Raw genomic sequence first — 16690 nt, forward strand, 5'->3', positions numbered from 1 at the left:
AACCTGCCATTTGTCCGCAGTGCACCCTCCGTGCTGAACGCTGCTCGACCTTGTTGATTCCAACTTGGTATGCAATGTGTCAAGGGAGGTGACCGGGCCCTCGCACGAGCCCTAGTCTGCGCCAGTACATATGGCTGATCTGATACTTGTCGAACCAGCCATTCAAACCGGGCAATTGCCCTGGGGGGCTCATGCGTAGATCCAGAGGGCTGACTGCTGCCCTCGTCCTGTCACTGGCCGGCGCCGGCACGGCCGCGGGCCTGGTGCTGATACCCGAGGCGTCGGCCATCACGCAGCCTGTCGCCTTCACCGCCGACAACCTGCCGACGTGGCAGCCGAACGGCATCGTCTTCGCCATGGACCAGGCCAACGGCACGGTCTTCGCGGGCGGCACCTTCTCGGCCGTCCGCCCGCCCAACGGCGCGGCCGGAGCCGAGCAGGAAGCCGTGAACTTCGTCGCGCTCGACGCGGCCACGGGTGCCCCGAGCTCCTGCAAGCTCTCCTTCACCACCGGCGACGGCAGCGCGACCGTGCGCGCCCTCACCGTCTCGAAGGACAAGAAGACCCTTTACGCGGCCGGATACTTCGGCGCCGTCAACGGCACCCCGGTCTCCAGCGTCGCCGCCATCGACATCGAGTCCTGCACCCCCAAGGCCTCGTTCCACCCGAGCTTCCCGGCCACCGTGCGCGCGCTCGCCGTCACCGACGACACCCTGTACGCGGCCGGCGACTTCAGCACCGTCGAGGGCGCGCCCCGTGAGCGGTTCGCCGCGATCGACGCCGCCTCCGGTGCGCTCAAGCCGTTCGTCGCCAACGCCGACGAGCCCGGCCGTGCCATCGAGCTCAGCAACGACGGCAAGAACGTCCTGCTGGGCGGTGACTTCTTCACGGTCAACGGCTCCAACAGCCACGCGCTGGCCGTCGTGAACGCCACCACCGGTGCCGTCGTCAAGACGTACAGCAACATCCCGTCGAACTCGGTCGTCAAGGACATCGCGGCCGACTCGACCGGCTACTACACCGGCAACGAGGGCTCCGGCGGCGGCGTCTTCGACGGCCGCATCGGTCTCGCCGGCGACTTCACCGAGAAGTGGCGCGACCGCTGCCTCGGCGCGACGCAGTACGTCCTGCCCTACGACGGAGTCCTCTACAGCTCCTCGCACGCGCACGACTGCTCCCTCGAGGGCCAGTTCCCCGACGGCAAGCGCAACTTCTTCAACGCGCAGCTGACCAACTACGCCGGCGCAGCCCCCGCGCCCGTGGACGGTTTCGTGCGCAGCCCCGCGAAGCTCGGCTGGCACCCCACCGCCAACGACGGCATCGGCGAGGGCATCGGCCCGCGCGTCATGGCCATCGCGGAGAAGAACGACACCAAGTACATGTGGGTCGGCGGTGAGTTCACGCAGATCAACGGCAAGGAGCAGCAGGCCCTGACCCGCTTCGCCTCCTCCGGCGACGTCGGCGCCCCGACCACCCCGGTCTCCAGCGTCTCCAGCGTCAAGCCCGGCGAGGTCCAGGTCCGCTGGCGCGCCAGCTACGACCAGGACGACAGCAAGCTGACCTACCGGATCTACCGCAACGGTTCGACGACCCCGATCGCCACCGTCAGCGCCGACTCCCTGGAGTGGCTGCGCCAGCAGGCCTCCTGGACCGACACCACGGTCAAGGCCGGGCTGTCCTACAGCTACCGCGTGACCGCGACCGACGCCGCCGGCAACACCAGCGCCCTGTCGGCCAGCACCTCGGTGACGGTCCCCAACTCGGTCGTCGCGTACCCGAACCAGGTCCGCGCGGACGGCGCCAACCTGTACTGGCGCTACGACGACACCGTCAGCCCGTACGTCGCCGACTCCTCGGACGGCGGCAACACCAGCGGCATCCAGCTCAACGCCCCGGCGCTGCGCCAGACCCCCGGCGCCGTCACCGGAGCCAGCACGGCCATGGGCTTCAACGGCACCAGCCAGCAGGTCTACAGCGACCACCGCCAGACGGTGGGCAGCTCGTACTCCATCGAGACGTGGTTCAAGACGAACACCACCCGCGGCGGCAAGCTGGTCGGCTTCGGCAACAACACCGACCGCAACAGCAGCAACTACGACAAGCAGATCTACATGACCAACACCGGTCGGATCTTCTTCGGCGTGAACTCCGGCGGGACGAAGACCATCTCCACCGGTCTGCTGGACACGTACAACGACAACAAGTGGCACCACGTCGTCGCCACCCAGGGCCCCTCCGGCATGGCGCTGTACGTGGACGGTCAGTCCAAGGCCACCGGCAACGTCACGACCTCCCAGGCGATCGAGGGCTTCTGGCACGTCGGCGGCGACAACACCAGCGGCTGGCCCTCCAGGCCGACCAGCAACTTCTTCGCCGGCCAGATCGACGAGACGGCCGTCTACCCGAAGGTGCTGACCCAGGCCCAGGCCAAGAACCACTTCGACCTGGCCAAGGCGCCCACCGACACGGTCTCCAAGGTCAACGCGACCGAGGACACCTACATCAACCAGGGCGCACCCAGCGCCGCCAACGGCGCGGCCACCTCGCTCGCGGTCCGCGGTACCTCGGCCTACGAGACGTACCTGCGCTTCGACATCCCCGCGGCCCCGGCCGGCCAGGTGCTGAAGTCCGCCGCGCTGCAGGTCAAGACCACGACGGCGGCGGGTGCCGGTACCACCGACACCATCTCCGTGGTCCCGGTCACCGGTACCTGGAGCGGTGCAGGCACCACCTTCAAGACGAAGCCGACCCTCGGCACCACCCCGCTCGGCTCCTTCGCGGGCGTGCCGGACGGCTCGGCGGTGCAGACCACGCAGCTGGACACGGCGGCGCTCTCCGCGGTGCTGGGCACCAGCTACAGCCTGGGCCTGACGAGCACGGGCACCGACCCGCTGTGGATCTGGTCCTCGGAGGCGACGGCCGCGGACGCGATGCCGCAGCTGATCCTCACCTTCGGCGCGAAGTAACCGCTTGAGGGCATGCGGGGCCCGGCCGCACTCCACGTGATGTGGGGCGCGGCCGGGCCCCGCACACCCATCTCATACGTACGGGAGCCACCTGATGTACCGACGCTCCGCAGCGGCTGCTGTCCTGCTGGCCGCCGCCCTGACGCTGACCGCCTGCAGTTCGGGCGGGGACGGCAAGGCCGAGGGCTCGGCCGCGAGCCCCAAGCCGCCGGCCTCCTCGCCGGTCGCCGACCCGGCGGACGCCTCGGCGCCGCCTTCGACGGACGCCAAGCCGACGGGCCCCGTCCTGCCGGACGCGAAGCTCACCCCGAAGACGGGCAGCTTCACCGCGACGGAGAAGAAGTACCTGAGCGGGCGGGTCCCCGAGAAGATGGACCCGGCGGCCGTCCTCCAGACCGGCCAGGAGTCCTGCCAGCGGGTGCAGCGCACCGCGAAGCACGACAAGGACGCGGCGATCGGCTCCATCGTGGCCGGGGAGATCCCGAACGCCAAGGACGCGATCACCCTCCTCTGCCCCGACCAGCTGCCGGTCCTCGCGGCGGCCTCGAAGGGCTTCCCGGACGGCACGAAGCAGTCCCCGGCGGCGGGCGGCTACCGCGCCCTGACCCAGAGCACCACGTGCACCTGGGAAGCCAAGGGCAAGGACGGCGCCGTCCTCGCCTCGGGCCCGGAAACCCCCCTGAAGACGGGCGACAAGATCACCACCACGATCCCCGCGGGCACGACGGAGTTCGTCTCCAACGGCTGCTACGCCTGGATCCCGGCCTAACCCGCAGCTCCACGAATTCGGCCCCGCCCCCGGACTGCCCGGGGGCGGGGCCGATCCGTATGCCCACGCCACGCGGCGCGGCGGCGAAACCGATTCGACCCGGACACCCCGCGAAGGCGACGATGAGCGGGTGACATCGACCGGAGCAGCAGCGATCGCCCTACAGGACCATGTCGCCCTCTGGAGCGTCGGAGAAGCCACCGGGAGCGATGTCGTCAGTGCCGCCTGCGACGCGCTCGTCGCCGGACTCGACACCCCCGGCCTGCGGGTCCTCGCCGCCTGCACGCGCGCCGAGGCCGACTACGACGTCCACTACCTGCTCCCGGCAGCACTCCACGAACTCGGGCTCACCTTCTACCCGGTCGACAGCGAGGCCGGCCGGGAGGCCGCCGCCCCCGCGCTCGCTCGCCGCATGCTCGCGGGCGAGCTGAAGCCCTGGGAGCTCACCTTCCGGATCCACAGCCGCTACGGCCACGGATCACCCCTGACCGCGCGGCTGGCCGAGCTCGACGACGAGTACGGCGCCATCGAGCACGGCGACGAGGCACCTGACTGGCTCGATGCCGAAGTAACGGCCGAGGCCCAGCGCCTCGCAGCCCACACCGAATAGGTGTCGCGCCAGGGGCCTCAGCGGGAGGCGCTCGCGTAGACGTCCAGCAGGGTGTCCAGGACCGCGTCCATCGAGAAGGCGGAGGCGGCCAGTTCGCGGGCCGCCTTCGAGGCCGCGGCGTTGCGCTCCGGGTCCAGGAGGGCGAGGACCGCCGCGGCGACGCCCGCCGGGCCCGGGTCGACCGCCTCGCCGGCGCCCGCGGCGGCGATGTCGCGGGCCAGGCCGTTGGAGTGGGTCACCACCGGGGGGACGCCCACCGACAGCGCCTCCAGGACCGACATCGGGAAGGGTTCGTCCACCGAGGGCAGGACGTAGACGTGGGCGCGGCGCAGTTCCGTCAGGACCTCGGAGCTCGACAGGGCGCCGGGGATCGTGAAACGGGCCGAGAGGCCGAGGGCGGACACGCGGGAGCGGACCGCCGCCAGTTCGCCCTCGTCCGGGCCGGCCACCACGAACTGCGCGTCCGGGTGCGCCGCCAGGACCGCCGGGGCCGCGTCCACGAAGTCCACCGGGCGCTTGCGGGCCTGCAGGCGCGCCGAGTAGAGGATCCGCGGCGGGCCGCTCAGCGGGGGGCGTTCCTGCTGTGCCGGAGTTCCGTTGACCAGGCGGACCGCCTGGGGCAGGGCCGGGGCTCCGACCACCGCGTCGAGTCCGTCCCGCTCGTGCGGGGTCAGGTACAGCACCGCGTCGGCGCCGCGCAGCAGCCGGCGTACCGCCACCGCGTCCAGCACCTTGGCCAGGAACTTCCCGCTCGGGTCGACCATCCCGTGGGTCTGCAGGACCAGCGGTTTGCCGGCCCGCAGCGCCGCCAGGGCGACGGGCAGGGTGACCAGGTCCCGCGCCAGGTGGACGTGGACCACGTCCGCGCCCCGCACCAGGCGGCCCGCCGAGGCGAGCAGGGCCGGTGAGGTCATCCCGCTGAAGCCGAGCGGGAGCAGGCGCCGGGCGGGGAACAGCTTTGCCGGTACCCCCTCCACCGAGTCCGGCCAGGGCTCGAAGCCCTCGCCGAGCGCCAGCAGGCTCGCCTCGTGACCGCGGGCCCGCAGGCCCTTGGCCAGGTTCAGCGCGACCCGGACCGGCCCGCCGAAGGCGTGCGTGGGGGAGTGCAGTGTGACGGCGTGCAGGACTCTCATTTGGGCTCCTCGACGGGGCGGCGACGCCCGTCCTGGGTCTGCAGGGTCAGCGCGGGGAGGTCCTTGTGGACCACGGATCCCGCACCCGCCACCGCGCACCGGCCGACCGTCACGCCCGCCAGCACGGTGGCCCGTACCGCCACCCACGCGCCGTCCTCGACGGTGATCGGGGCGTTGCGGTAGCGGAAGTCGGCGGCCCGGTGGTCGTGCGAGCCGGTGCAGAGCAGCGCCTCCTGCGAGAGGCAGGCGTGCGCGCCGATCGTCACCGGCTCCAGGTTCAGGATCCAGGCGCCCTCGCCGATCCACGCGTGGTCGCCCACGGTCAGCTTCCAGGGCCACAGCACCCGCACCTTGTGGCGGATCAGCACGCCTTCGCCGATCCGGGCACCGAAGGCGCGCAACAGCGAGACCCGCAGCCGCGCCGGGCACAGCCAGCTCATGAACAGCGTGTTCATCACGGCGAACCAGAGCGCCTGCGTCAGCAGCCCGCGCCCCTTGTCGTATCCGGCCAGCGTGAAGGCAGGAAGATCACGCACAGCTACCCCTCATCGTCCGCCCCGTCGTGCGACCCACGGGCGCCTCCCCGGACGCCGAGCGCTCAGACTAGACTGCGCGCGAATCAGGCACAGGGGTGGGGGCAAGCGTGGCAACCGACATACGCGGGGCCGTCGCCCGGCCCGTCCCGCCGCATCCGGACGAAGAGAAGCACTGGGGCCGGGTGACCACCCCGCGCACCCTGCTCTCCCGGGCGCTCTCCGTGCCGCTCGCGCTCGGATTCACGGTCTTCCTGCCGCTCTTCGTGGCCGTCCAGTCCGGTGCCGGCCAGCACGACGCGGCCTTCTGGCTCCAGCTGCTGCTCACCATGTACGCGGGCGCCCGGCTGTCCGCCATGGTCCTCACCAGCCGCCGCAAGCTGCTCCAGGGCTCCTTCTGGCTCTTCGTCTACATGGCCATGGGCGTGGCCCCCCTGGCCCAGGCGGTCCTGGGCCAGGTCCCGACCCCGGTGGTCGGCCCGCGCTCCGACCTCACCGTCGCCATCGGTCTCGTCCTGCTCGGCTGCGCCGCCTTCGACGTGGGCGTGCTGCTGGCCCGCCACCGGCCGACCGGGCGGGCGGGCGGTTCGCAGAAGGAGCCGCGGCCGGTCATGGCGCACCGACGGCGGCTCCAGCTGCTGACGGTGCTGGCGTTCCTGGGCAGTGCGGCCCTGATCCTCAAGCTCGGCGGTCCGGCGGTCTTCTTCTCCAGCCGCCAGGAGATCATCGCGGGCATCGAGGAGGCGGGCGTCTCGCAGGACGGCCAGGCCGGCCAGGCCCTGCTGCGCGGCTTCGGCACCGTCCCGGCCCTGCTCGCCCTGCTGCTGTACACGCGCTGGCTGATCACCTCGAAGTACGCCCGCCGCAAGGTGTCGGTCATCGTCGTCTGGTCGGCGCTCGCGGTCCTCAACCTGATCGTCAACAACCCGATCTCGAACCCGCGCTACTGGTTCCTGACCGTCATGTTCGCGCTGCTCTTCACGGTCTTCCCGGTGAGCGCCGCGATGTACCGGGTGGCCCTGTCCATGGCCGTGGTGGTCGCGCTCCTGATCTTCCCCTTCGCGGACCGCTTCCGGTACGACGAGAAGAACTACAAGCCGGTCGAGACGACCTCGTTCCTGGAGCCGATGGCGCTCAAGGACTACGACCAGATCGGCATGTTCGCCAACACGATCACCTACTCGAACTCGGGCCCCGGCCACCTCTACGGGCGCCAGCTCGCGGGATCCGTCTTCTTCGCGGTGCCGCGCACGATGTGGCCCGGCAAGCCCCGCGACACCGGTGTGATGGTCGGCCAGTGGATGGGCACGGTCAACACCAACCTCTCCTCCCCGATCTGGGCGGAGCTGTGGCTGGACTTCGGGCCGTTGGGGATGGGCGCGGGACTCCTGGGCATGGGGTACGCCGCCGCCCGCGTCGACCGCCGCTACGCGAAGCGCGCGACCCGGCGTTCGCCACCGGGCAGTCTGATCTCCACGGTGGTGCCGCTGGTCGCCGGGTACTCCTTCATCCTGTTGCGCGGTCCCCTGCTCCAGGCTTCGGGGCGGGTGGCCATCGCCGGGATCTGCCTCGCGCTCGTGGCCACGTACCGCCAGGACAAGGACGCCCGGCTCCGCTGACCCGGACCCGGCGATAAGTGCAACCACTCAACTTTTGCACCGGATACACCGCAACGTTAGAGTGATGCCATGACCGAGACAGTGGGACGCCGCGAGCGCAAGAAGGCCCAGACCCGCAAGGCTCTCGCCGACGCGGCCCTGAGCCTCTTCCTGGAGCGCGGGTACGACAAGGTCGGCGTCCGCGAGGTGGCGGAGGCGGCCGACGTCTCCGTGACCACGCTGTTCAAGCACTTCCCGAGCAAGGAAGCGCTGGTCTTCGACGAGGACGAGGACATCGAGGCCGCGCTCGTCGCGGCCGTACGGGACCGCGCGCCGGGCCGCTCCGTCCTGCACTCCCTGCGCGACCACCTCGTGGCGACGCGCGCGAGCCGGCGTATGGACGACCCGGCGGTCGTCGCGCACCTCACCCTGGTCCGCGAGACGCCGGAACTCCAGGAGTACTGGGACCGGATGTGGCAGCGCTACGAGTTCGCCCTGGCCGCGGCCATCGCCGAGGCATCGGGCGCGCCCGAGGGCGACCTCAGGTCCGCGGCCCTGGCCCGCTTCGCCCTGGACACCACGAGCCTGGTCCGTGGCCGGGCCGACCAGCAGGGCGCGATGCGCGCCCTCTTCGACCTCCTGGAAGCGGGCTTCGGCTCCGACCCCACCTGAGCCGGATCCCGGACGAGGGCCCAGCCGCGTACGGGGCCCGGTTCCTGACGCCGGCCGGGTCAGGCCGCCCGGACCTGCTCCGGCTCGGCGGCCGTGGGAGCGTGCGCCGGCAGGCGGCTCACGCGCAGCCACCCCGCGCCCGCCTTCGCGGCGGAGCCGAGCGCCAGGCCCCACGCCGCCCCGGCCGCGCCCCACACCGCGTACCCGCCGAGCAGCAGGGCGACCGACAGCAGCGAGAAGACGACCTGGAGCGAGAGCGTGGCCTTCGGGTTGAGCACCCGCAGGGTCAGCAGCGCGCAGGTGCCCAGGCCCATGACCGCGTACTGCGCCCCCGTCGCGGGCAGCAGCGCGGATGCCGCCGTCCAGGTGTCGCCGAGCAGCTCACGGCCCAGCCGGTCGGGCAGCGCGTACAGGACGGCTCCCCAGACGGCCCCGGTCACGGCGAGCGCGCCGCCCATCAGGGCGGTCAGCCGGACCACGCCGCGCTTGCCGGAGGCCCGGCCGATCACGGGCGGGCCGAAGGAGTTCGCGGAGTTGAAGAGGACGTTCAGCGGTCCGAAGAGGGTGGTGGCGCCGCGCAGCGCACCCACGGCCAGCGGGGTCGCGAAGACGCCGAGGCCCAGTACGGCGAGCTGGCTGGAGCCGTTGCCCACCGCGAACTCGACGACGAACCGCTGCCCGAGGTGCCCGCGCCGCAGGTAGGGCCGCAGATCTGTCGCGGCTCCCCGTACCGAGGGCCGCAGCAGCCACAGGCCCAGCGCGAGCGCGGGCAGCGCCGAGACCCCCCACACCAGCACCAGCCGGGCCGCCGAGGTCCCCGCGGGCTGGAGGAGCAGCGCCGTCACCACGCAGGCCAGGCGCAGCGCGTCGGCGGCCAGTGCCCGCTGGGGCGCGCGCAGGGCGGAGAAGCAGTAGCGCAGCCCGTCCTGGAGGAGCACCAGGGGCAGTACGAGCCCCAGCGCGAGGAAGGCCCGTCCGGTGGCCCCGGGGAGCAGCAGCCCCACCAGGGCCAGGACGGCTCCCACCGAGGCCGAAGCGGCCCCGGTGAACGCGAGCCCCGAGCGGCACACGGAGGCGAGCCCCTCGCCCTTCTCCAGGACCACGGTTTGGCCGACGTAGGCCATGTTCAGGCCCAGGAGCACGGTGAAGGTCACGTAGACCATCGAGAAGTCGGCGAAAGCGGCCGCCGAGGAGAGCCGGGCGGCCAGCACCAGCACCAGGATGTTCGTGGCGCTGGACGCGGCCTGGTCCAGGATCGAGGCGACCGCCGCGAGGCCGCGCCGGCTCACCGCCGGCCCGTGCGGACCGTACGCAGGGCCACCGTGTCCGTGCCGTCACCGGGGATGTGCGCCGTGGCGTCGGCCGCCGCCACCTCGTAAGGGATCGGCTGCGGTTCGCGCGACCGGGCCGGGGGCGGAGGCGGGGTGTCGGAGGCGGGGGCCCCGCCCTTGCCGCGGCCGCGCTTCTCGCCCGGCAGCGGGGTGTGCAGCACGGCACCCAGTACGGTGCCGCCGGCGCCGCTGATCAGCTCGCGGATGCGGGACAGGTCGCTGCGGTGCACCGCACGCGGGTCGCAGACCACCAGGACCCCGTCGACGCGGTCCACGAGCGCGAGCGCGTCGGCGTAGGAGAGGACGGGCGGGGCGAGCACCACGACGGTGGAGTTGGGGGAGTCGGCCTCGGAGATCAGCCGGGAGGCGCGCGAGGAGGTCAGCGCGCGCGGCACGTTGCGCACCCGCTCGCCAGGGATCAGGTCGAAGGAGCCCGATTCGCCGGCGTCCACCACGAGCTGGCGCCCGTCGGGCCACTCGGCGTCACCGTGCTGCCCGCCCTGCGGCTGGCTCCAGCGCGGCCGGCCGCCCGCGTCCGTCGGCAGCTGGCTCGCCAGTACCGGGGTGCGCAGATCGGCCTCGATGAGCAGGACGTCCTTGCCGGTCTCCGCGAAGGAGGCGGCCAGGTTCACGGCCACGGCGGCGGCGGTCTCGCTGCTGCCGCGCGGGGCGATCACCAGGAGCCGGCGCCGGTCGGCGAACCGGGAGTCGTAGGCGAGCCGGAACGCCACCGAGCGGAACTCCTCGGCCAGCCGGGGGTCCTCCTCGCCGGCCGCGAGCAGCGGCCCGCCGTCGTCCTTGCCCCGGGGCAGGGAGCCCAGTACGGGTGCGCGCAGGGCGCGGGCCACGTCGCCCTCGGAGCGCGGCGCGGGGTCGAAGACGAGCCGCACCCAGGCGCCGAGCAGGCCGAGCGCCAGGCCGACGGCCGCGCCGAGCGCGAGCGACATCGGAAGGCCGGGGCCGTCGGCGCCCTTGGGCGGGACGGCGGCGCTGGTGACCCGGCCGGGGGTCATGTCCAGGGCCTGGAGCTTGGCGATGTTGCTGTTGAGCGTGTTGATCTTGCTCTGCTGGTCGGTCTTGGAGGAGTACGCCGCGTCGCGGGCCGGACCGGACGGCATGCCGTTGATCTGCTTGACGAGCTCGTCGAGCTGCTTGGCCACCGGGTCGCGCTGGTCCTGGTACCCCTTGACCATCTTGTCGCGGGTGACGTCGAGGGCCTCCTGCCGCTTGAGCAGGTACGCCTCGGTCATCGCGTTGGCGCGCCGCGCGGCCTCGGAGGGGGAGCTCGCGGTGTAGGTGAAGCGCAGCACCATCGTCTGCGGCGGGTTGGTCACCTGCAGACCGGCGCGCAGGGCCGAGAAGTCGGAGGCCGAGACGCCGAGCTTCTTCGCGGCCTCGTTGGCTATGGAGCTGGAGAGCGCGACCTGGCGCTCCGAGCCGATGTTGATCGCCTTGTCGGGGGCGAGGCTCGGGTTGAACGGGTCGTCGGTGGGCGCGCGCAGCACGATGTCGGCGGTGGCCACGTAGGTGTCCGCCGTGGAGACGCCGAGGTAGACCCCGCCCAGCAGGCCGATGCCCACGCCCGCGCCGATGAGCCGGCGGTAGCGCAGGAGCTGGCGGAACTGGTCCCTGAGGAGGTCCGGTTCGTCCTCGGCCGGAGCCGCTGCCGGTCGGTTGGTCTCGATCACGGCCGGGGACCCCCAAGTGCTTCGTCCATCAGTGCGTCGATGCGGGCCAGGCCCGCCTCACGGCTCAGGTGCGCCGCCACGTGGCGCGGACCGGCCGCACCCAGAGCGTCCGCGCCCGCGGGGTCCTCGGCGAGGGCCCGTACGGCCTTCAGCAGGGCCTCGGGGTTCTCCGGCGGTACGAGCACCCCGGCGCCCGAACGTTCCACCTCCTGGGCGGTTCCGCCCAGCGCCGCCACGGAAGCGACGACGGGACGGCCTGCCTGGAAGTAGGAGGTCAGCTTGGACGGCACGCTCATGTCCATCACGGCGGCGTGCTGCGTGACCGCGAGCACGTCCGCCGCGGCGAGGATATCCGGGAACTCCCCGTCGGCGGCAGGGGGGATGATGTCGAGGTTGGGGACGTCGGCCGCGAGGTCGGCGAGGGCGGAGCGCTGGCTGCCGTCACCCATCAGGACGAAACGGACGCTCGGGTCCAGCCGGGCGGCGCCGACGAGGACCTCCAGCCCCTGCTTGAGCCCCATGTTCCCGGAGTGCAGGACGACCGTCTGGTCGGGAGCCCAGCCGAGGTGGCGGCGGGTGCGGCCGCGCGGGCTGGTGGGCAGCGCCACATGCGACCAGTTGGGGACGAGACGTATCTTCGCCGGGTCCACGCCCATGCCGACGACCCGGTCGACGAAGGTTTCGTGGATGACGCCCACGAGGGCGGCGCGCTTGAGGGCGTACGCCTCCGCGCGTCCGGCCCAGGCCGCCGCCTTGTCGCCGCCGCTGATCCCGCTCTGCGCGGCCGCGGCGCCCATCAGGTCCTGGACCACGGGGACGAAGGGCACCTTCCAGCGTGCCGCGAGGCGGGCCGCCAGCAGGCCGCCGGCCAGGCTCGGCATCTGGGCGAGGACCGCGTCCGGCTTCTTCATCCGGGGCGGGGCCACGGCGCCGTGCAGCAGAATCGATCCTTCGAAGAGCGCGCGCCGGAGGGCGGTCTGGCGCGGCGGCACGGTGTGCGCGCGCCGGTGCACAATGACTCCCGCGCGCTGTTCCATGCGCCGGAGCGCCCCCTTGTACTCCGGGTCGAGAGACCAGGCGGGATAGTGGGGCATGCCGGTGAGGACGTGCGTCTCGTGACCGAGATGTGCCCAGTGCTCCGCGATCTGGGTGGCGTACGGGCCTATTCCCGTGTGCTCGGGGGCGTAGTTCGTGGATACCAGCAGTAGGCGCCGGTGGCCGGATCTCGACACGGGACGTCCCCTTCTCCCCAGGATGATGCGCACGTCACCCTATTCGTTCACCGACGTGGTGTGGAACGTGCACGCTATTGTCTGCTAATCCGCCGCACCGGGGGGTGTGGCTTTTGTGGGGTAATAGATGATGGAGCGGGATATGTCCGAGTTTGCTGCACCCGCGCGCAGACCGTACCGGGTCGGCTACGCGCCGGGGGCCTACGATCTGTTCCATATCGGACATCTCAATATTCTTCGGCACGCCCGGAGCCAGTGCGACTACCTCGTCGCCGGGGTCGTTTCCGACGAAATGGCGGAAATCGCCAAGGGGCGGCGCCCGATGATCCCGCTGGTCGAGCGTCTTGAGATCGTTCGCAGCGTCAAATATGTGGACGCGGCATTTGTCGAGACTGTCCCGGATAAAGTAGAAACGTGGAAGCAGGTCCGGTTCGACGTCATTTTCAAGGGCGACGACTGGCGGGGAACCCCCAAGGGGGATCGGCTGGAAAAGGACTTCGCCGCGCACGGGGTCGACGTCGTCTACTTCCCGTACACGGTGCACACCTCCAGCACCCAGCTGCGCCGCGCCCTGGCCGCCCTGGCGGAGCCGCTCGCGACCGAGCAGCGGGGCTGAGCGCTCCGGCGCCATCGGCCCCCGCTCCGGCGCCGCCCCTGTCCCCGCCCCCCCGTTACTTGGGTACGGCGCTGAGCTCCCGGTACCACTTCGCGAGGAACGCCAGCAGGAACAGCGCGGCGACCGCGCCCATCCCCGCGTACGCCCAGCGGAACGACTCCCCGCCACCCAGCAGCAGGAACACCAGGCAGAACACCCCGTAGTCCACGGGCAGCAGCGCCACCGCGCGTGCCGTCGAGGGCGTGGCGGCGGGGCTCCCCGGCGCCGGCCGGGGCTTGAGCTTCTCGGTCAGCAGCCCCCCGAAGTACGTGACGACCGAGGCGAACTGGAAGCCCAGCGGCACCAGCAGCCAGCCGTCCCCGAAGGTCCCGTAGGACTCGGGGAAGCGGTAGAAGGCGATCAGCACGCACGCGTGCAGCGAGGTGAGCTTCGCGCAGTCCACGACGTGGTCCAGCCATTCGCCGGCCGCGCTGCCGCCTCCGCGCAGCCGGGCCAGCTGCCCGTCGGCGGAGTCGAAGGCGAAGCCGACCGCGAGCGCGGCCCACACCGCGATGCCCAGCCCCCACGAGGGGGGGCTCAGCGCGACGGCGGCCGCGGCGGCGAAGCTGAAGGCGGCGCTGATCAGGGTCACCTGGTTCGGGGTGAGCCCGACCGCGTACGACCCGGCGGCCAGGTACCGCCCGACCGGACGGTTGACGAACCGCGAATAGAGCGACACCCCCTTCGCCGACTTCTGCGCCCCGCGCAGCTCCCGCAGCGCGGTCCCGACAGTGGCCATCTGCACAACTCCTCGAACATCCGTATACGCGAGCGTGCGTACGAAGGGCACATCATCGCAGGGTGTCCGAGGGGCATCGCATCGGTCCGCCGGTTCGGCCGGATCCGTCGGTTCGGCCGACCGGACCCGCCGGCCGGCCCGGTCCACCGCCTTCAGCCCTCCGCCTTCAGCCCACCACCTTCAGCAGCAGCACCGCGCGGGCCGGGACCGTCAGGGTCTCGCCCCCGCGGTGGCGGGTGGCGGGGGCGAGCGCCTGGTCCTCCCGGGCGGTGTCCAGGACCAGCTCGTACGAATCGGCCCACGGAGCCCCCGGCAGCACCCAGGTCACCGGCCGGTCCCCGGCGTGCAGCAGCGCCAGGAAGCTGTCGTCCGTCACCTGACGGCCCCGCTCGTCGCGGCCCGGGATGTCCCGCCCCGACAGGTACATCCCCACCGCGGCGGCCGGGGCGTACCAGTCCCGCTCGGTCATCTCCGCCCCCGCCGGGGTGAACCAGGCCAGGTCCCGCAGCCCGTCCGCGCCCTGCGGGTTCCCGGAGAAGAACGCCCGACGCCGCAGGACCGGATGGGCCCGGCGCAGCTCCAGCAGCCGCCGGGTCAGCGACAGCAGCCCCTGCCAGGACGGGTCCGAGAGCAGCGACCAGTCCACCCAGCTCGTCCCGTTGTCCTGGCAGTACGCGTTGTTGTTGCCGCCCTGGGTCCGGCCGAACTCGTCGCCCGCCACCAGCATCGGCACCCCGGTCGACAGGAGCAGGGTGGTGAGGAGGTTGCGCAGCTGGCGGCGGCGCAGCGCACCGATCCGCGCGTCGTCCGTCTCGCCCTCGGCCCCGCAGTTCCACGACCGGTTGTCGTTGGTGCCGTCCCGGCCGTCCTCCCCGTTGGCCTCGTTGTGCTTGGACTGGTAGCTCACCAGGTCGCGCAGGGTGAAACCGTCGTGCGCGGTGATGAAGTTGACCGAGGCGTACGGCCGCCGCCCGCCCCACGCGTACAGATCGCTGGAGCCCGACAGCCGGTACCCCAGATCCCGTACGTCGGGCAGCGAGCCCCGCCAGAAGTCCCGCACGGCGTCCCGGTAGCGGTCGTTCCACTCGGTCCACAGCGGCGGGAACGCCCCCACCTGGTAACCGCCCGATCCCACGTCCCACGGCTCGGCGATCAGCTTCACCCGCCGCAGCACCGGATCCTGGGCGATCACCGCGAGGAAGGGCGACAGCATGTCCACGTCGTGCATCGAGCGGGCCAGCGCCGCCGCCAGGTCGAAGCGGAAGCCGTCCACCCCCATCTCCGTCACCCAGTACCGCAGCGAGTCGGTGATCAGCCGCAGCACGTGCGGGCGCCCGGCGTGCAGGGTGTTCCCGCAGCCCGTGTAATCGGCGTACCGGCGCTGGTCGGACTGGAGCCGGTAGTACGCGCGGTTGTCGATCCCGCGCAGCGACAGGGTCGGGCCCAGCTCTCCGGCCTCCGCCGTGTGGTTGTAGACCACGTCGAGGATGACTTCGATCCCGGCCGCGTGCAGGGCCCTGACCATCCGTTTGAACTCGCCGACCTGCTGTCCGGCCGTGCCGCTCGAGGAGTAGCCGGCGTGCGGGGCGAAGTAGCCGATCGAGTTGTAGCCCCAGTAGTTGCGCAGCCCCCGGCGCAGCAGGTGGTCCTCGTGCGCGAACTGATGGACCGGCAGCAGCTCCACCGCCGTCACCCCGAGCCCGGTCAGGTGCTCGATCGCCGCCGGATGCGCGAGGCCCGCGTACGTACCGCGCAGGTGCTCGGGGATGCCGGGATGGCGCATCGTGAACCCGCGCACGTGCAGTTCGTAGATGACCGAATCGGCCCACGGGGTCTTCGGCCGGACGTCGTCCGCCCAGTCGTCGTCATCGTGGACCACGACCCCCTTGGGGACGTGCGGAGCCGAGTCCCGGTCGTCGCGCACGGTGTCCGCGATGTACTGCTGCGGCCAGTCGCGGACGTGTCCGTACACCTCCGGCGGCAAGGCGCCGTAGTCATTGCCCGGGGCTCCGTCCACGGCACGGGCGTACGGGTCCAGGAGCAGCTTCGCCGGATTGAACCGGGCCCCCGTCCACGGATCCCAGCGGCCGTGGACCCGGAACCCGTACCGCTGCCCGGGGCGCACGCCGGGCAGGAAGCCGTGCCAGATCTCGTGCGTGAGCTCCGTCAGCGGGCACCGGGTCTCGGTCCCGTCCTCGTCGAACAGGCACACCTCCACCGCCTCCGCGCCCTGCGCCCACAGCGCGAAGTTGGTCCCGGCGGCGCCGCCCGGACCGCGGTGGAACCTGGCCCCCAGCGGATGCGAGGACCCCGGCCACACCGGCGGTCCCGGGAGGGTCCGCGCCCGCGCCGGACGGCCCCTGAGCAGGGCGCTCAGCTGGCGGGTCCCGTTTCCGTTCCCGTTCCCGTTCTCGCCACCGTTTCCGTTTCCGTTTCCGGTTGCCCCGGGGGGTCCCTCCGGGTGCAACTCCTGCTCGTCGGCGTGCGGAACGGGCGCGGCCGTCCCACCGCTCCCTACCTCACCCGCGACGGCTTCCACCGCCTCTTGCTCGGCTGCGCTCGACACTGCCCGCCTCCACGGCTCTCGGTACCGGCGGGGGCAGGGCAAGTGCGGCCCCGGCGTCCCGGCCAGGGCCCGCCCCCGTCTGGTCCTTCCCACTGTTCTGCCCGGACTGTTCTGCCTGGAACGTGGGCCGCGCCCACGTTTCCCCCGGAGGGCCCCGGTCGTTGGAGGAGCGTGACTCATCTGAAGAGGCGGGCAGGG

General features: G+C 72.0%; 13 protein-coding genes. 6 read left to right on the forward strand and 7 right to left on the reverse strand.

Going from position 1 to position 16690, the window contains the following annotated elements; all coding sequences use genetic code 11:
* Positions 1-191: 191 nt before the first annotated feature.
* The 3 genes from AC3IYJ_RS27030 (at position 192) to AC3IYJ_RS27040 (ending at position 4345) form a co-directional block, all read left to right on the forward strand.
* A complete protein-coding gene (locus AC3IYJ_RS27030; RefSeq protein WP_489397318.1) occupies positions 192-2966 on the forward strand; it encodes a LamG-like jellyroll fold domain-containing protein in 2775 nt (924 codons plus the stop codon).
* Positions 2967-3060: 94 nt separating this feature from the next.
* Positions 3061-3735, forward strand: coding sequence for a hypothetical protein (locus AC3IYJ_RS27035; RefSeq protein ID WP_489397319.1), 675 nt, complete (start codon positions 3061-3063; stop codon positions 3733-3735).
* A 130-nt stretch (positions 3736-3865) separates the two neighbouring features.
* A complete protein-coding gene (locus AC3IYJ_RS27040; protein WP_489397320.1) occupies positions 3866-4345 on the forward strand; it encodes a hypothetical protein in 480 nt (159 codons plus the stop codon).
* 17 nt (positions 4346-4362) lie between these two features.
* On the opposite strand, the gene AC3IYJ_RS27045 is transcribed toward AC3IYJ_RS27040, so the two are convergent.
* Together AC3IYJ_RS27045 and AC3IYJ_RS27050 are read right to left on the reverse strand one after the other, a co-directional pair.
* Positions 4363-5478, reverse strand: a complete 1116-nt coding sequence (locus tag AC3IYJ_RS27045) for a glycosyltransferase (RefSeq protein ID WP_489397321.1) — start codon at positions 5476-5478, stop codon at positions 4363-4365.
* The gene (locus AC3IYJ_RS27050) at positions 5475-6014 is read right to left on the reverse strand and encodes a WcaF family extracellular polysaccharide biosynthesis acetyltransferase (RefSeq protein WP_489397322.1); all 540 of its coding nucleotides are present in this window, start codon (positions 6012-6014) and stop codon (positions 5475-5477) included. Before AC3IYJ_RS27050 ends, AC3IYJ_RS27045 begins: the two co-directional genes overlap by 4 nt.
* A gap of 107 nt (positions 6015-6121) precedes the next feature.
* Here AC3IYJ_RS27050 and AC3IYJ_RS27055 point away from each other — a divergent pair, with 107 nt between their 5' ends.
* Both AC3IYJ_RS27055 and AC3IYJ_RS27060 read left to right on the forward strand, forming a co-directional pair.
* Positions 6122-7630, forward strand: a complete 1509-nt coding sequence (locus AC3IYJ_RS27055) for a hypothetical protein (protein WP_489397323.1) — start codon at positions 6122-6124, stop codon at positions 7628-7630.
* A 69-nt stretch (positions 7631-7699) separates the two neighbouring features.
* Positions 7700-8281: a TetR/AcrR family transcriptional regulator gene (locus AC3IYJ_RS27060; protein WP_489397324.1), complete on the forward strand. Its 582-nt coding sequence runs from the start codon at positions 7700-7702 to the stop codon at positions 8279-8281.
* Between the two features lie 59 nt (positions 8282-8340).
* Here AC3IYJ_RS27060 and AC3IYJ_RS27065 read toward each other — a convergent pair whose 3' ends face one another.
* Genes AC3IYJ_RS27065 through AC3IYJ_RS27075 form a run of 3 tightly spaced genes read right to left on the reverse strand, consistent with a single transcriptional unit; the run spans position 8341 to position 12502 of the window.
* Entirely contained in the window at positions 8341-9570 is a 1230-nt protein-coding gene (locus AC3IYJ_RS27065) for an MATE family efflux transporter (protein WP_489397325.1), read from the reverse strand.
* On the reverse strand, positions 9567-11300 hold the full coding sequence (locus AC3IYJ_RS27070; RefSeq protein ID WP_489397326.1) for a lipopolysaccharide biosynthesis protein: 1734 nt from the start codon (positions 11298-11300) through the stop codon (positions 9567-9569). Before AC3IYJ_RS27070 ends, AC3IYJ_RS27065 begins: the two co-directional genes overlap by 4 nt.
* Positions 11297-12502, reverse strand: a complete 1206-nt coding sequence (locus AC3IYJ_RS27075; RefSeq protein WP_489402945.1) for a glycosyltransferase family 4 protein — start codon at positions 12500-12502, stop codon at positions 11297-11299. Before AC3IYJ_RS27075 ends, AC3IYJ_RS27070 begins: the two co-directional genes overlap by 4 nt.
* A gap of 172 nt (positions 12503-12674) precedes the next feature.
* On the opposite strand from AC3IYJ_RS27075, the gene AC3IYJ_RS27080 reads away from it, so the two are divergent.
* A complete protein-coding gene (locus AC3IYJ_RS27080; protein ID WP_489397327.1) occupies positions 12675-13148 on the forward strand; it encodes an FAD synthase family protein in 474 nt (157 codons plus the stop codon).
* 55 nt (positions 13149-13203) lie between these two features.
* On the opposite strand, the gene AC3IYJ_RS27085 is transcribed toward AC3IYJ_RS27080, so the two are convergent.
* Entirely contained in the window at positions 13204-13926 is a 723-nt protein-coding gene (locus AC3IYJ_RS27085) for a CDP-alcohol phosphatidyltransferase family protein (protein ID WP_489397328.1), read from the reverse strand.
* Positions 13927-14092: 166 nt separating this feature from the next.
* Positions 14093-16492, reverse strand: coding sequence for a glycogen debranching protein GlgX (gene glgX / locus AC3IYJ_RS27090; RefSeq protein ID WP_489397329.1), 2400 nt, complete (start codon positions 16490-16492; stop codon positions 14093-14095).
* Between the last annotated feature and the right edge of the window lie 198 nt (positions 16493-16690).

This window comes from Streptomyces sp. GL_140, assembly GCF_057834465.1.

What these genes read in the sequence shown, in the direction of transcription:
- AC3IYJ_RS27030 (WP_489397318.1), top strand. Translation starts at nt 192, where the DNA reads ATGCGTAGATCCAGAGGGCTGACTGCTGCCCTCGTCCTGTCACTGGCC.
- AC3IYJ_RS27035 (WP_489397319.1), top strand. Translation starts at nt 3,061, where the DNA reads ATGTACCGACGCTCCGCAGCGGCTGCTGTCCTGCTGGCCGCCGCCCTG.
- AC3IYJ_RS27045 (WP_489397321.1), bottom strand. Translation starts at nt 5,478, where the DNA reads ATGAGAGTCCTGCACGCCGTCACACTGCACTCCCCCACGCACGCCTTC.
- AC3IYJ_RS27060 (WP_489397324.1), top strand. Translation starts at nt 7,700, where the DNA reads ATGACCGAGACAGTGGGACGCCGCGAGCGCAAGAAGGCCCAGACCCGC.
- AC3IYJ_RS27080 (WP_489397327.1), top strand. Translation starts at nt 12,675, where the DNA reads ATGTCCGAGTTTGCTGCACCCGCGCGCAGACCGTACCGGGTCGGCTAC.
- AC3IYJ_RS27085 (WP_489397328.1), bottom strand. Translation starts at nt 13,926, where the DNA reads ATGGCCACTGTCGGGACCGCGCTGCGGGAGCTGCGCGGGGCGCAGAAG.